The organism is Micromonospora musae (assembly GCF_003626635.1).
Taxonomy (GTDB): Bacteria; Actinomycetota; Actinomycetes; order Mycobacteriales; family Micromonosporaceae; genus Micromonospora; species Micromonospora musae.
Window position 1 is genome coordinate 46,172 of the sequence record NZ_RAZT01000025.1, and the last position, 14,298, is coordinate 60,469.

General features: G+C 73.2%; 11 protein-coding genes. 4 read left to right on the top strand and 7 right to left on the bottom strand.

The features are described from left to right. Positions 1-3: 3 nt before the first annotated feature. Positions 4-636 (bottom strand): RNA polymerase sigma factor, encoded by a 633-nt coding sequence (locus D7044_RS31740; RefSeq protein ID WP_120682235.1) that lies wholly within the window; start codon positions 634-636, stop codon positions 4-6. Positions 637-1,154: 518 nt separating this feature from the next. On the opposite strand from D7044_RS31740, the gene D7044_RS31745 reads away from it, so the two are divergent. Then, positions 1,155-2,516, top strand: coding sequence for a serine/threonine-protein kinase (locus D7044_RS31745; protein WP_199716854.1), 1,362 nt, complete (start codon positions 1,155-1,157; stop codon positions 2,514-2,516). A gap of 155 nt (positions 2,517-2,671) precedes the next feature. Then, complete coding sequence (locus tag D7044_RS31750; protein ID WP_120682231.1) at positions 2,672-3,934, top strand: nucleotide sugar dehydrogenase; 1,263 nt, start codon at positions 2,672-2,674, stop codon at positions 3,932-3,934. A gap of 54 nt (positions 3,935-3,988) precedes the next feature. Here D7044_RS31750 and D7044_RS31755 read toward each other — a convergent pair whose 3' ends face one another. From D7044_RS31755 to D7044_RS31775, 5 genes are all read right to left on the bottom strand, one after another. Next, positions 3,989-6,463 carry an ABC transporter permease gene (locus D7044_RS31755; RefSeq protein ID WP_120691095.1) on the bottom strand — a complete coding sequence of 825 codons (2,475 nt, stop codon included), beginning with the start codon at positions 6,461-6,463 and terminating at the stop codon, positions 3,989-3,991. A gap of 5 nt (positions 6,464-6,468) precedes the next feature. Continuing rightward, on the bottom strand, positions 6,469-7,278 hold the full coding sequence (locus tag D7044_RS31760) for an ABC transporter ATP-binding protein (protein WP_120691091.1): 810 nt from the start codon (positions 7,276-7,278) through the stop codon (positions 6,469-6,471). Positions 7,279-7,409: 131 nt separating this feature from the next. After that, complete coding sequence (locus D7044_RS31765) at positions 7,410-8,090, bottom strand: response regulator (protein WP_120682225.1); 681 nt, start codon at positions 8,088-8,090, stop codon at positions 7,410-7,412. After that, positions 8,087-9,331 carry a sensor histidine kinase gene (locus D7044_RS31770; RefSeq protein ID WP_120682223.1) on the bottom strand — a complete coding sequence of 415 codons (1,245 nt, stop codon included), beginning with the start codon at positions 9,329-9,331 and terminating at the stop codon, positions 8,087-8,089. Before D7044_RS31770 ends, D7044_RS31765 begins: the two co-directional genes overlap by 4 nt. A gap of 55 nt (positions 9,332-9,386) precedes the next feature. After that, positions 9,387-10,082: a DUF305 domain-containing protein gene (locus tag D7044_RS31775; protein ID WP_120691092.1), complete on the bottom strand. Its 696-nt coding sequence runs from the start codon at positions 10,080-10,082 to the stop codon at positions 9,387-9,389. 138 nt (positions 10,083-10,220) lie between these two features. Here D7044_RS31775 and D7044_RS31780 point away from each other — a divergent pair, with 138 nt between their 5' ends. Beyond that, the gene (locus D7044_RS31780) at positions 10,221-11,672 is read left to right on the top strand and encodes an LVIVD repeat-containing protein (RefSeq protein WP_120682219.1); all 1,452 of its coding nucleotides are present in this window, start codon (positions 10,221-10,223) and stop codon (positions 11,670-11,672) included. Between the two features lie 115 nt (positions 11,673-11,787). Here D7044_RS31780 and D7044_RS31785 read toward each other — a convergent pair whose 3' ends face one another. Continuing rightward, on the bottom strand, positions 11,788-12,783 hold the full coding sequence (locus D7044_RS31785) for a carcinine hydrolase/isopenicillin-N N-acyltransferase family protein (RefSeq protein WP_120691093.1): 996 nt from the start codon (positions 12,781-12,783) through the stop codon (positions 11,788-11,790). A 150-nt stretch (positions 12,784-12,933) separates the two neighbouring features. On the opposite strand from D7044_RS31785, the gene D7044_RS31790 reads away from it, so the two are divergent. Beyond that, complete coding sequence (locus D7044_RS31790; RefSeq protein WP_120691094.1) at positions 12,934-14,157, top strand: SLC13 family permease; 1,224 nt, start codon at positions 12,934-12,936, stop codon at positions 14,155-14,157. The last annotated feature ends 141 nt before the right edge of the window (positions 14,158-14,298 follow it).

Consider the following 14,298-nt stretch of genomic DNA (forward strand, 5'->3'; position numbering starts at 1 on the left):
ACGTCAACCATCCGCCGGTTCGGCACGCGGCGCTCGCGGACGCAACTCGCCGCGCGAGCGGGGCGGCGTCGCCCGCTCCGACATCACCGGGAACGGCTCCGTGCCGTGCTGCTCCAGCAGCGCGGCGAGCCGCCGCAACCCCCGGTGCGCGGCGGTACGCACCGCGCCCGCCCGACGACCGAGCACCCGGCCGGCGGTCTCGGCGTCGAGCCCGACCACCGCCCGCAGCAGGACGGCCTCCGCCTCCCGGGGCGGCAGGGTGGCGATCAGCGCGAGCGCGGCCTCGGTGCCGAGGCTCTCCCCGGCCCGCTCGGCGGTGTCCGCGTCCCCGGCCAGCTCGTTGAGCGCCTGCACCGGCACCGGTAGCGACGGGCGGCGACGCTGCCGACGCAGGTGGTCCATGGCCCGGTTGCGGGCGATGGTGATGGCCCAGGCACGGAACTCGCCGCCGGTGAAGCTGGGCAGATCCCGCGAGATCTGCAGCCAGGTCTCCGACGCGACGTCCTCCGCGTCCGCGCCCACCAGCGCCGTCACGTAGCGCAACAGTCCAGGTTGGATGCTCCGGTAGAGGAATCGGAAGGCCTCCTCGTCGCCGGAGCGCGCCTTCGCCACCGCCTCGCTCAGCTCCGCCGTCATGCCGTCGCCGGCCCTGGAGCAGCCGGTGGGCGGCATCGGTCCCCGCAGGCCGGCGAACGCCGTACCGGCCGGCTCTTGGACCGGGCCTCTCCCCGCACCTCTTCCCAGACCTCCGCTGCCCCTTGTTCCCGCGACCGCGGCGGCGCGGGCGACCTCTCCGGGCACCCCCCGGCGCTCGACGCCGACCCAAAGCCACACCGGCGTAGTCAGCGGGCCAACGCTAGGATCAGGCAACCGGAGCGACAAGCTAACGGCACGTCACAGAAGAGTGACAATTATCAACAGCCCTGCGCCGCGTGTCGGCGTAACGCTTCGACGACCTCGGGCGCTGCACCTCCTCCACCCCCGTCGGCGCGGCCGCCGGGCGGGTTCCCGGCACGAAACGGACGCGCAGGGTGATCGATGCGTCACGCAGCGACGACGAACCGGGGGTACGGCACCGGCCGCACGGCGGCGAACGCCCCACGCGCGGGACTGCGCCGTGCGTGCCCACCGACCCCTCTGGGTACGGTAACCCCGTGTTGTCATCGGAGGTCGTGCTCAGCGGTCGCTACCGCCTGGACGAACGCGTCGCCACCGGCGGCATGGGCGACGTCTGGCGGGGCACAGACCAGGTCCTCGGCCGGCAGGTCGCGGTCAAGGTGCTGCTGCCGTCGCTGGTCTCCGACCCCGATTTCATCGCCCGGTTCCGGGCCGAGGCGCGGATCATGGCCGCCCTGCGGCACCCCGGCATCGTGCAGGTCTTCGACTGCGGCGAGGACGAGCTCGCCGACGGTGGTCGGGCCGACTACCTGGTCATGGAGTTCGTCGACGGCGAGCCGCTCTCCAAGCGGATCGAGGCCGCCGGGAAGCTCGGCGTGGCCGAGACGATGTCGATCGTGGCGCAGGCGGCGCAGGCGCTGGCCGCCGCGCACCGCGGAGGCATCGTGCACCGCGACGTCAAGCCGAGCAACCTGCTCGTGCAGGAGGACGGCTCCGTCGTCCTGGTCGACTTCGGGGTGGCCCGGTCGACGAACGTCACGAGCATCACCAGCACGAACGCGGTGCCCGGCACGGCGCTCTACATGGCGCCCGAGCAGGCGGCCGGGCGACCGGTCAGTGGCGCCACCGACATCTACGCCCTCGGCGCGGTCACCTACTGCTGCCTCACCGGCACGCCCCCGTTCACCGGGGACAACCCGCTCCAGGTGGCGGTGCGGCACCTGGACGACGAGCCACCGGAGCTGCCGCACGACATCCCCGAGGCGGTCCGCGCCCTGGTCTCGCGCGCCCTGGCCAAGGATCCGGCCGAGCGGTTCAGCAGCGGCGCGGCGATGGCCGAGGCGGCGCGTACCGCGGTGACCGGTGACGCCGGGCCGACCGCCATGGTCTCGGTGACTCCGCTGCGCGGCGCCGGCCCGGACACCCAGCCGGAGCTCACCCCCGGCGCGCTGGTGGCCGATGGCCCGGCCCGGCGCGGGCGACCGGCGCTGCTGGGCGCCGCCGCGGCCGTGCTGGTCGGGCTGGTCGGGCTGGCCGCCGCGCTCGGCGCCACCAAGTACGCGGGGGACGCCCCGGCGGTGGAGCTCACCCCGACCACCCCGGCGGTCACACCGACCCAGAACACCGACCTGTCGATCGGCAACGAGGTGAAGCCCACCGACCCGGACCGGCCGGTGCGGCCGACCGCTCCCCGCACGAGCGCACCGGCCTCGACCAGCCCGAGCCAGAGCGCCCAGCCGAGCGACTCCGCCAGCCCGGAGTCGCCGAGCCCGACGCCGAGCGCTTCGGCGACCGGATCCCCTTCGACCAGCGTGTCGCCGGAGCCCACGGCCACGGATCCGAGCACCACGCCGACCACCCCGGACGGCGGGGACCCGCCGCTGGGTGGGAGGGAGTGACCGACCGGAGGCGGCCGACGGCCGGTTGACGGCGTCGGTTCGCCGGACGCACGACCAACCTCACCCGTCCCGATATCCCCAAACCGGACTTACGGCAGCAGACAGCGCCCTACGCTCCAAGCAGGTCTTTTCCCCCGTCTGCCCCAGGAGCTTGGGTGAGCGCTGAGAAGTTGGTCGTGATCGGCCAGGGTTACGTCGGACTACCACTCGCCATCCGGGCCGTCGAGGCCGGACTCGACGTGGTCGGGCTCGACGTCGACGGCGACCGGATCAAGCGGCTCGCCTCGGGTGAGTCCTTCGTGGAGGACATCAGCACCGACCGGCTCGGCCGCGCGCTGAGCACCGGGCGGTACCGGCCGAGCACCGAGTACCCGGACGCCGAGGGATTCGACATATGCGTGATCACGGTGCCCACTCCGCTGCGCGACGGCACGCCGGACCTCAGCTTCGTTGAGCAGGCCGGCATCGGCATCGGCCCGTACGTCCGGCCGGGCTGCACGGTCGTCCTGGAGTCCACCACCTACCCCGGCACGACCGAGGAGCTGCTGCGGCCGCTGCTCGAGTCGGCGAGCGGTCTGCGCAGCCCCGGCGACTTCCACCTGGGCTACAGCCCGGAGCGGATCGACCCGGGCAACCCCACCTGGCGCCTGGAGAACACCGCGAAGGTGGTCTCCGGCGTGGACGCCGAGTCGCTGGCCCGGGTCGACGACTTCTACCGGCGGATCGTCGAGCGTACGGTGCCCGTCGACTCGACCCGGGTGGCCGAGCTGACCAAGCTGATCGAGAACACCTTCCGCCAGGTCAACATCGCTCTGATCAACGAGCTGACCATGCTCTCGCACCACCTGGAGATCGACGTCTGGCAGGCGATCGAGGCCGCCGAGACGAAACCCTTCGGATTCATGCCGTTCCGGCCGGGCCCCGGAGTGGGCGGGCACTGCCTGCCGATCGACCCGTGTTACCTGTCCTGGCAGGTGAAGCGGCGGTTGGGCCGGCAGTTCCGCTTCATCGAGCTGGCCAACGACGTGAACCACGAGATGCCCGAGCACGTGACGCAGCGGGTGATGGCCGGGTTGAACCGGCGCGGCCGCGCGATCAGCGGATCCCGGCTGCTGCTGCTCGGGCTCGCGTACAAGCGGAACACCGGCGACATGCGCGACTCCCCCGCGGTCGACGTGGCCCAGCGGTTGCAGGCGCTGGGCGCGGAGGTGCGCGCCGTGGAGCCGTACGCCGAACCGCACCACATCCCCGGCGGGGTGGCCGTCGTGAGCCTCACCGAACGGGAGGTCCGGGAGGCGGACGCGGTGATCGTGGTGACCGACCACGACGTGTTCGACTACGACCTGGTCACCCGGCACGCCCGCTACGTCTTCGACTCCCGTAACCGCTGCGCCGGCGACGTGGTCGAGCGGTTGTAGACCGGCACCGCCGGTGCGGTCGGCGTCAACGACGACGGGACCGCACCGGCGCTGTCACAGGTCGGCGAGCGCCTCCACCACCGGCCGGGCCAGCGCCCGGCGTGCGGGCAGCACCGAGGCGAGCAACGCCGCCACCACCGCGACCGCGAGGATCAGGCCGAGCTGGCCGACCGGCAGGACCAGGTGGAAGTCCCCACCCAGGCGGTCCAGCATCGCCATCGCCGCGGCGCTCACCCCGGTGCCGAGCGCGAGCCCGAGCAGGGCCCCGACGGCCGCCATGAGCGTCGCCTCGACGGCGAGCATGACCCGCATCCGCCCCCGGGTGAGCCCCACCGCGCGCAGCACGGCGTTCTCCCGGGTGCGCTCCAGGACCGAGAGGCTCAGCGTGTTCGCGACGCCGACCAGGGCGATCACCACCGCCAACCCGAGCAGCGCGGTGACGAGCGCGAGCACCATGTCCACGGTGCCGGTGAGCATCTTCTTGTACGCGGCCTGGTCCATCAGGTTCACCGTCGGATACCCGGCGAGCACCGACTCGATCGCGCCCCGCGCCCGGCCGGCGTCCACACCGTCTGCCGGATCGATCTCCGCGAGGTAGCCGCGCTCGGCGGGGAAGATCGCACTGAAGTCGGCGTCGGTCATGTCGATCATGTGTCCGGCGGACGCCCCACTGCCGGCCGCGGGCCGACTCTCGTCGTCCACCACGGCCGCGACCCGGAACGTCCGGCTCCCGACGGTGACCTGGTCGCCCACGGTCCAACCGCGCGCCGCGGCCAACTCCCGGTGCACCAGCACCGTGCCCGGACCGAACGCGCTCAGCTCACCGGCCGTCGCGGTGAGCGTCCGGCCGACCAGCGCGGGGTGGGCGGCACGCACCTCGATTCCAGCGGTCACCTCGGCCCGCTGCTCGTGCACGACACCGAGCTCAGGACGGGCGGTCAGCGCCGCGGCGAGCCCGGCGGGCAGGTCTCCGCCGATCCCGGTGACCACGTAGTCCACCCCGATCTGGGCGTCCACGCTGCGCTCGATGCCGTCCTTGGTGCTGTGCGCGCCGACCACGAAGGCCGACACCAGGCCGATGCCGATCACCAGGGCGGTGCTGGTCGCCGCGATCCGTCGCGGGTTGCGCACGGCGTTCGCCACGGCCAGCCCGGCGGTCGCCCCGATCAGCCGGCGCAGCGGCCAGCCGACGACCCTCGCCAGCGCCGGCACCAGCAGCGGTCCGAAGAGGACGATGCCGAAGAAGGCGAGCACACCACCCAACGCCACCAGGACGAACTGGCCGGCGACGGCCGCACCGACAAGCGCGGCGATTCCCGCGAGCAGCACCAGCGCGCCGGCGGCGAGCCGGAGCCGACCGGCCCGCCGGGTGGACTGCACGGCGGCGTCAGTGAGCGCGGCGACCGGCAGGACCCGGGTGCCGTGCCAGGCCGGCAGCAACGACGCGCCGACAGTCAGCAGCACGCCGAGGAGCACACTGACCAGCACGGTTCCCGGGGCCAGGGTGATCGAAGCACCGATCGGGGCGGTCGTCCGGGACAGCAACGCCGCCAGCCCCGCGGCCAGGCCCGCGCCGAGCAGCACACCGAGCGCGGAGGCGACCAGGCCGACCACCGCCGACTCCAGCACGGCCGCCAGGAAGACCTGCCTCCGGGTGGCGCCGACCACCCGCAGCAGCGCCGTCTGACGGGTGCGCTGGGCCAGCACGATCGCGAAGGTGTTCGCGATGACGAAGCCGGCCACCACGACGGCGACGGCGGCGAAGGTGAGCAGCGCCATCGTGAACTGGCGGGCGTCGCGGACCGCGTCCTCGACCGCGTCGTCGAGGATCTGCTGGCGGGTCTTCACCGCCGCGCCCGGGCCGGCGGCGGCGGCCAGACGGCCGATCAACGCCGCCGCGTCGGTACCGGGACGGGTGGCCACCATGATCCTCCCGTACCCCTGCATCCCGGTCACCGCCAGCGCGTCCGAGCCGACCATCCCGATGAACGGCCCACCGACGTCGCGGGTGGTGCGCGCCACGTCGACCGTTCCGACCAGGGTGTACGGGCGGGCGGCAGCGACGCCGCCGATGCGTACCGGCGCGTCGAGGGCGAACCCCTCCCGCGCCACCGTCGGCGCGTCGAGCACCACCTCACCCGGTCGGTCCGGCAGCCGGCCGACGACCACGTCGTACGAACGCAGCGCCGGATCGGTGGGGACGGCGGCCAGGACGGCGTAGCCGAGCACGGGTCGGCCGTCCGAGCCGACGACCCCGCCGGTGCCCACCAACTCGCCCTCGGCGGCGATCACCCCGTCGACCGCGCGGACCCGGTCGACAGTGGCGGGCGAGAGGGTGTTCTTCTCCCCGTACACACCGGCGTCGGTGTGCCGGTCGAAGGTGCCGGCCCGCTCGTACGCGCCGTCGGTCATGGCGTCGTTGAGGATCAGCGTGCCGGCGATGAACGCGACGCCGAGCACGACGGCCAGCGTGGAGAGCAGCCTCCGCAGCGCCTCGGCGCGCAGTGAACGCAGGGTCAGACCCAACATCCCGGTCACCGCCCCACCGAGCGGGCCCGGACGGCGCCGGCCGGGTCGAGACCGGCGAGCGCGTCGAGCACCTGCTCGGCGGTGGGGGCCGCGAGGTCATGGACCAGACGGCCGTCGGCGAGCAGCACCACCCGGTCGGCGTGCCCGGCGGCCACCGGGTCGTGCGTCACCATGATCACGCTCTGACCGAGGGTGTCGACGGCCTCCCGGAGCAGGCGCAACACATCCGCGCCGGCACGGGAGTCGAGGTTGCCGGTCGGCTCGTCCGCGAAGATCACCCACGGGCGGGTGATCAGGGCGCGGGCGATCGCGACCCGCTGCTGCTGGCCGCCGGAGAGCTCGGCGGGCCGGTGCCGCAGGCGGTCGGTGAGTCCCACGGCCGCCACCACCTGGCGCAGCCAGGTCGCGTCGGGGCGCCGTCCGGCGATGGCCAGCGGCAGGACGATGTTCTCCTCGGCGGTCAGTGCGGGCAGCAGGTTGAACTTCTGGAAGACGAAGCCGACCCGGTCGCGGCGCAGCAGGGTGAGCCGCCGGTCGTCGAGGCGGTCGAGGTCGACGTCGCCGATCCGCACCGAGCCCGCGCTGGGCCGGTCCAGCCCGGCCAGGCAGTGCAGCAGCGTGGACTTGCCGGAGCCCGACGGGCCCATGATGGCGGTGAACCGGCCGGCGGCGAAGTCCAGGTCGACGCCGTCGAGGGCGACGACGGCGGACGGGCCGTCGCCGTACCGCTTGCTCAGGGCGCGGGCGCTGACCGCGGCGCCGCCGGAGCCGGACCGCTGGTCGGCGACGGCGGGTACGGGAGATGAGACGCGCAACGTGTTGCTCCCGGTGGAGAGGGACGTTCTGACCTCTCCGACGCTATGGACCGGGTGGCCGGAGCGGCTCCACCCGCACGCTCGACCTCGGTACGCCCCGGGTCGCCCCTGATCGGGGTGACCCGTACGACTCAGGTCGTACGGGTCTCTGCGCCCGGTACGACCAGCCCGCTCTCGTACGCGAGGACCACCGCCTGCACCCGGTCCCGGAGCTGGAGCTTGGCGAGGATGCGCCCCACGTGGGTCTTCACGGTGGCCTCCGCGACGTGCACCCGGCCGGCGATCTCCGCATTGGAGAGCCCCTGCGCGACCAGCAGCAGGATCTCCCGTTCCCGCTCGGTGAGCTGACTCATCCGGGGATCCTCGGTGGGTCCGGAGCCGAGCTGGTCGGCGAACCGGTCGAGCAGCCGCCGGGTGATCGACGGCGCGACCACCGAGTCGCCCTCGGCGACCACCCGGATCGCCGCGAGCAGCTCCTCCGGCGGCACGTTCTTGAGCAGGAAGCCGCTCGCGCCCGCCCGGAGCGCGGCGAAGGCGTCCGCCTCGGTGTCGAACGTCGTCAGCACGAGCACCCGTGGCGGGCCCGGCGGACGCCCGGCACAGAGCCGCCGGGTCGCCTCGACGCCGTCCATCGTCGGCATCCGGATGTCCATCACCACCACGTCGGCCGCGACCCGATCGAGCACCCGCAGCGCGTCCGCGCCGTCGATGGCCTCACCGACCACCTCCAGGTCGGGCTGCGAGTCGAGCACCATCCGGAATCCGGCGCGCACCAACGCCTGGTCGTCGACGATCACCACTCGAATCGTCATGCCGCGATCACCTCCGTCGTCCCGGCGCCCGACGGTAGCGGCAGTCGCACCTCGACCCGCCAGCCCCCGGCCAGCCGGGCCCCGGCGCTGAGGGTGCCGTCGTAGACCCCGACCCGCTCCCGCATGCCGATCAGCCCGTGACCGCCGGAGGGCGCCGGGTTCACGACCGGCCGGCCCTGCCCGTCGTCGACCACCCGGACGACCACGACGTCCGGGCCGTACTCGAGGGTCAGCTCCACCTCGGCCCCGACCCCGGCGTGCTTGAGCGCGTTGGTCAGCGCCTCCTGTGCGACCCGGTAGACGGTGAGCTCCAGCCCGGGCGGGAGCGCCGTCGGCTCGCCGCTGACGGTGTCGCGAACCCGCAGGCCGGCGGCGCGGAACCGGTCGAGCAGGGCGGGCAGCTCGGTGAGGGCGAGCCGTCTGCGCTCCGGGTCGCCGGCCACCGCCTCGCCGTCCGGGCCGGCCCGTCCGGCGAGCGCGGGCGCCGGCTCCGGCGGGTCGGTCTCCCGCAGCACGCCGACCAGGCGCCGCATCTCCTCCAGCGCCTGCCGGCCGGTGTCGGCGACCACCTTCACCGCCTGCCGGGCGGTCTCCGGGTCCCGGTCGAGCATGAACCGGGCGCCGTCCGCCTGGACGATCATGACGGCCATGCTGTGCGCCACCACGTCGTGCAGCTCCCGGGCGATCCGGGTGCGCTCGCCGGCGACCGCGGCGCGCGCCTCGGCCTCCCGTTCCCGCTCCAGGGTGGTGGCCCGCTCCTCGAGGCTGATCACATAGAGCCGGCGGGTACGCACGTTCAGCCCGACGAGCCAGGTCGCGGCGGTGACCAGCGTGAAGTAGACGGCGGCGGCCCACCAGGGCCCGCCGCCGCGCACCTGGAGCGATGCGAGTACCGCGCCGGTCGCGGCGGCGAGTCCGGCGAGCACCGCGTCCCGGAGCCGGTCGGCGTACTTGACGACGCTGTAGAGGGCGACGAGCACCGCGAAGTCGAACGGAAGCGGCCCCCAGTCGGCGATCAGCTGGACCACTCCGAGCGCGCCGACGACGACGGCCACGGCCGAGGGGTGCGACCGGCGGAACAGCAGTGCGACCGCCATCCCCGTGCCGAGCAGGGCCGCCGGCCAGCCGCCGGGCTGGGACGCCGCCGCCACGACCGCGATCAGCACGACCAGCCCGGCGACGAAGACGTCGAAGGCGATGGCGCGCAGCGGGCGGCCGAGGATCGTACTCGTCACGGTCACCCAGGGTACGCGTCCGAGCGCGCATCGACCGCCGTCGCGGCCCTGGCCCGGCCGGTCAACCGGCGAGGATCTCGCGCATCCGGCCGATCTCCACGGTCTGTTCGGTGGCCACGGAGTTGGCGAACTCGTTCAGCTGCTGGTCGGCTCCGACGGTGAGCAGGTTGGTGGCCATCTCGATGGCCCCCTCGTGGTGCTCGGTCATCATCTTCACGAAGAGCTGATCGAAGTCGGCGCCGCGGGCGTCAGTCAGCTGCCGCATCGCCTCCGGCGTCTGCATGCCGCGCATCGTCCCGTGGTCGTGGCCCGCGACGTCGGCGGAGAGGCCACGGTTCTGCAACCAGGCCCGCATGAGACCGATCTCCGGGTCCTGGCTCGCCCGGATCCGGTCGGCGATCGCGCGTACGCCCGGGTCGGCGGCCCGGTCGGGCGCGAGCCGGGCCATCTCCAGCGCCTGCGCGTGGTGCGGAATCATCATCCGGACGAACCAGACGTCCATCTCGTTGTGCGGGGTCGAGCCGACACCCCGGACCTCACCGGGGGCGCGGGTGACGGCCGGCTCCCCCGGCCGGCCGGGCATGATGACCGTCGCGTCGGTCGGCGCGGGGCTGCCCGGCGTCGAGCCGGTCGGCGCGGCGGCCGGGCGGGTGGCCGGGCCCGAGTCGTCGTTGGCGGCGAACACGACCCAGGCGACCAGTGGCAGGGCGAGCGCCAATGTGACGGCCGCCAGGACCCGGGCACGTCGACCGGTCATGAGCCACTCCCTGAGATCGAGGTCACCGCGATGCTATCCACTGAGGAACGAACATCGATGTGACGCGCATCACATCGATGTCCATCACGCGGCTGTAGGGTGTCCACAATCATCACTCCCGTGCGAAGGGTCTCGCCGATGACCAGAATCCCCAAGCCACGCTTACGACAGCTACGGATCGTGAGCATCGCCGCGGCCGGCCTCCTCACCGCCAGCCTCCTCGTCGCGCCGCCGAGCAGCGCGCAGGTGGTGCCGGCGGCCCAGGCGGCTCCGGCGGCGGCCACCAACACCATCCCCGGCGTCGACGAGATCGTCAGCAGCCCCAACCTGCGCCTTCTCACCAACCTGCCCAAGGTCGCCCCGCTGGACGGCACGAACAGCGACCTCGCCTTCCAGGGCAAGTACGCCTTCGCCGGCAACTACAACGGGTTCGTCACCTACGACATCTCCCGGCCCAGCTCGCCGCGGGTCGTGTCGCGGGTGCTCTGCCCGGGGTCGCAGAACGACATCTCCGTCTACGGTGACCTGCTCTTCCTCTCCACCGACTCGTCCCGCAGCGACGACTCCTGCAACAGCGCGGCGCAGGGTGCCGACGTGAAGTCGTCGTGGGAGGGCATCAAGATCTTCGACATCAAGAACAAGGCCAACCCGCGCTACATCAAGTCGGTGGAGACGGCCTGCGGCTCGCACACCCACACGCTGGTGCCCGGCAAGGACAAGAAGTCCGTCTACCTGTACGTCTCGTCGTACAGCCCCCGGGCCACCTTCCCGGACTGCCAGCCGCCGCACGACTCGATCTCGATCATCAAGGTGCCGGTGAAGAAGCCGACCCAGGCGGCCGTGGTCGCCACGCCGAACCTCTTCCCGGACGGCGGCTTCGAGGGCAGCGAGACCGGCTCGGCGACGACCGGTTGCCACGACATCACCGCCTACCCGTCGCGGGACCTCGCCGCCGGGGCCTGCATGGGTGACGGCATCCTGATGGACATCCGCGACCGCGAGGCTCCGCGGGTGATCAACCGGGTGCGCGACACCACCAACTTCGCGTTCTGGCACTCGGCCACGTTCAACAACTCCGGCACCAAGGTCGTCTTCACCGACGAGCTGGGTGGCGGCGGCGCGGCCACCTGCAACGAGGAGGTCGGCCCGAACCGGGGCGCGGACGCCATCTTCGACATCACCGGTCGCGGTGACCACCGCAAGATGAACTTCCGCAGCTACTTCAAGATCCCGCGGGTCAACGCCGACACCGAGAACTGCGTGGCGCACAACGGCTCGCTGATCCCGGTGCCCGGCAAGGACATCATGGTCCAGGCGTGGTACCAGGGCGGCATCTCGGTCTGGGACTTCACCAACTCGGCCCAGCCCAAGGAGATCGCCTTCTGGGAGCGCGGTCCGATCTCGAACGAGGAGATGATCGGCGGCGGTAGCTGGTCCGCGTACTACTACAACGGCCACATCTACTCGAACGACCTGTTCAAGGGCTTCGACGTGCTGAAGCTCAGCGACTGGCGCACCTGGCCGGCCGAGCTGGTCCGGTACAAGGAGCTCAACGTGCAGAGCCAGCCCAGCTACCTGGGCGGCTGGTAGGCGCCGCTGCGCGGCACCGCCCACGGGCGAGCGAGAAGGGCCCGGTCCCCGAAAGATGGGGGCCGGGCCCACTCGCGTGTCGAGCGGATACGCGCCGGCGGGCGGCGCCGACCGCTCAGCCGACCGTCAGGTCGTACCGCCGCTCGGCGCCGCCGGCCGTGACCAGCCGCACCTCGCCGCTGCGCAGGCCGTACGTCACCGACCAGCGGGTGTGGGCCTGCCGGACGCCGGTCAGCACCCGGAAGGCCGCGGTGGCGTCGGCCACCCCACCGGATTCGGTCATCGCCCGGTGGATCAGGTCGTACCGACGGTCGTTCCGGCGCTTCTCCTCGGGAATCCCGATGAGCGGCACATTCGTCAACGCCTGCCAGCTGCCCTGGCCCCGCTCGACCCGCATCTGGCCGTCCACGAACTCGATCACGGCCGACGCGCCGGTGGCGTCGCCCACCAGGTAGTGCAGCGCCGGGCCGCCGGAGAAGTCGAGGTTGTGCGCGGTGAAGACGGCGATCGCCTCGTCGACGGTGGCCGCCCGGTCGAGCACCAGGCGCAGGATGCGCACCGAGCCGACGGTCGGCTTGCCCGGTACGGGATCGGCCCGCGCCGCGTCGTCGGCCGCCAGCCCCACGGCCAGGCCACGCTCGTTCATCCCGTCGAACGGCAGCAGCGGCGCGTTCAACAGCCGCCGGTCGCCGCTCAGCTCGGCACCGACGCCCAGGTACGACAGGTCCACCAGCGAGATCGACGCGTACCCCTGCGGCGGGTCGGTGCGCAGCACCATCGCCGGGTTCGGATCCCAGTCGAAGTTGCGGGCGAAGAGGGGTCGGCTCCGGTCACCGGCCGCCACGAAGAGCGAGCAGCCGAACGGGCTGGCCGGCGCGGCGTCGGTGCCGACGGTGGCGTCGTACGACCCGACGTAGTTCATCTCGTAGAGCGGCAGGTCGTCGACCCGGCGCAGGCTTGCCAGGGTCTCTTCCACCTGGCCGGCGTCCTGCCGTGAGGCGGTCGGCGTGCCGGTGGGGGTGGGCCCGGACGTCGACGTCTCCGACGGCGTCGAGCAGGCGGTGAGCACGAGCAGCAGGGCCAGGGTGGCGGCCGGTAGAGTCCTCCGCATATCCACAGGACGCTATGCGTCGGGCGCACGCCTGTCCATGGGCCGGACCGCCCGGACGCGCGGACCCACCAGCCAGGCGGCGTCCAGCCGATCGGCAGCACACACCCGGTAACGGGCGGCACCCCGCCGGATGTGCGAATATTGCCCGCCGTGACCCTCACGGCCCCCGCACCGCCCACCCCGACCGGCACCGGCCGGCGGTGGCGGCCCCACCCCCTGGACGTGGTGGCGGTCCTCCTGGCGCTGGCCGGCGCGGGCTGCGCGGCGAGCGGGCTGTTGCCACACGCGGAGACCTCCGCCACGCTGCACCGGATCGCGCCGCTGCTGGTCTTCCTCGGCACCGTGGTGGTGCTGGCCGAGCTGACCTCGGTCGCCGGGGTCTTCGACGTGCTCGGCACCCGACTCGCGATCGCGGCCCGGGGTCGCTGGTCGCTGCTCTTCCTGCTCTGCGTGGCCTTCGCCACGGTGACCACCGTCACTTTGAACCTGGACACCACGGCGGTGCTGCTCACCCCGGTGATGCTCGCCCTGGCGCGAAGCCTGCGGGTCGCGCCGACCGCCCTGGCGGTGACCACCGTCTGGCTCGCCAACACGGCCAGTCTCCTGCTGCCGGTGTCGAACCTGACCAACCTGCTCGCCGCCGACCGGCTCGGACTGAACCCGGTCGGCTTCGCCGGCCGGATGTGGTTGCCGCAGCTCGCCGCCGTCACGGTCACCGCGCTCCTGCTCTGGTTCGCCTGGTGGCGTCGGGACCGACCGCCGGGGGGCCGCTTCGATCCGCCGCCCCGTCGCCCACCGGCCGACCCGGTGCTGTTCCGGACGGCCGTCGCCGCCTGCGTGCTCTTCGTCGTCGGCGTACTGGCCGAGGTGGAGCTCGCGATCGTGTCGACCGTCGCCGCCGTCGTGGTGCTGGCCGGCTTCGCGCTGCGCGCCCCGCACCGGCTGCACGCCCGACTCTTCCCCTGGCGGCTGCTGCTCATGGTCAGCGGCCTGCTCCTGGTGGTACAGACGCTCGGCCAGTGGGGCCTGGACACGCTGGTCGCAGGGCTGCTCGGGGCGGGCGACGATCCCGCCGCACTGCTGCGGGCCGGTGGCACCGGGGCGCTCCTGGCCAACGGGGTGAACAACCTGCCCGCGTACCTCGCCGGCGAGTCCGTGTTGTCCCACGACTCCCCGACGCGGCTGCTGGCCCTGCTGATCGGCACGAACGCCGGGCCGCTCGCCGTGCCGTGGGCCTCGGTGGCGACCCTGCTCTGGTTCGAGCGGTGCCGCTCGCACGGGGTCACGGTGTCGCTACCCCGCTTCCTGCTCACCGGCGCCCTGCTCGCCCTGACCGGCACCGCTGCGGCCGTCGGCGCGCTGCTGCTGACCTGAGCGACGCGACGCCACCGGGCCACCGGGCCACCGGGCCACCGGGCCACCGGGCCACCGGGCCACCGGGCCACCGGGCCACCGGGCCACCGGGCCACCGGGCCACCGGGCCACCGGGCCACCGGGCCACCGGGCCACCGGGCC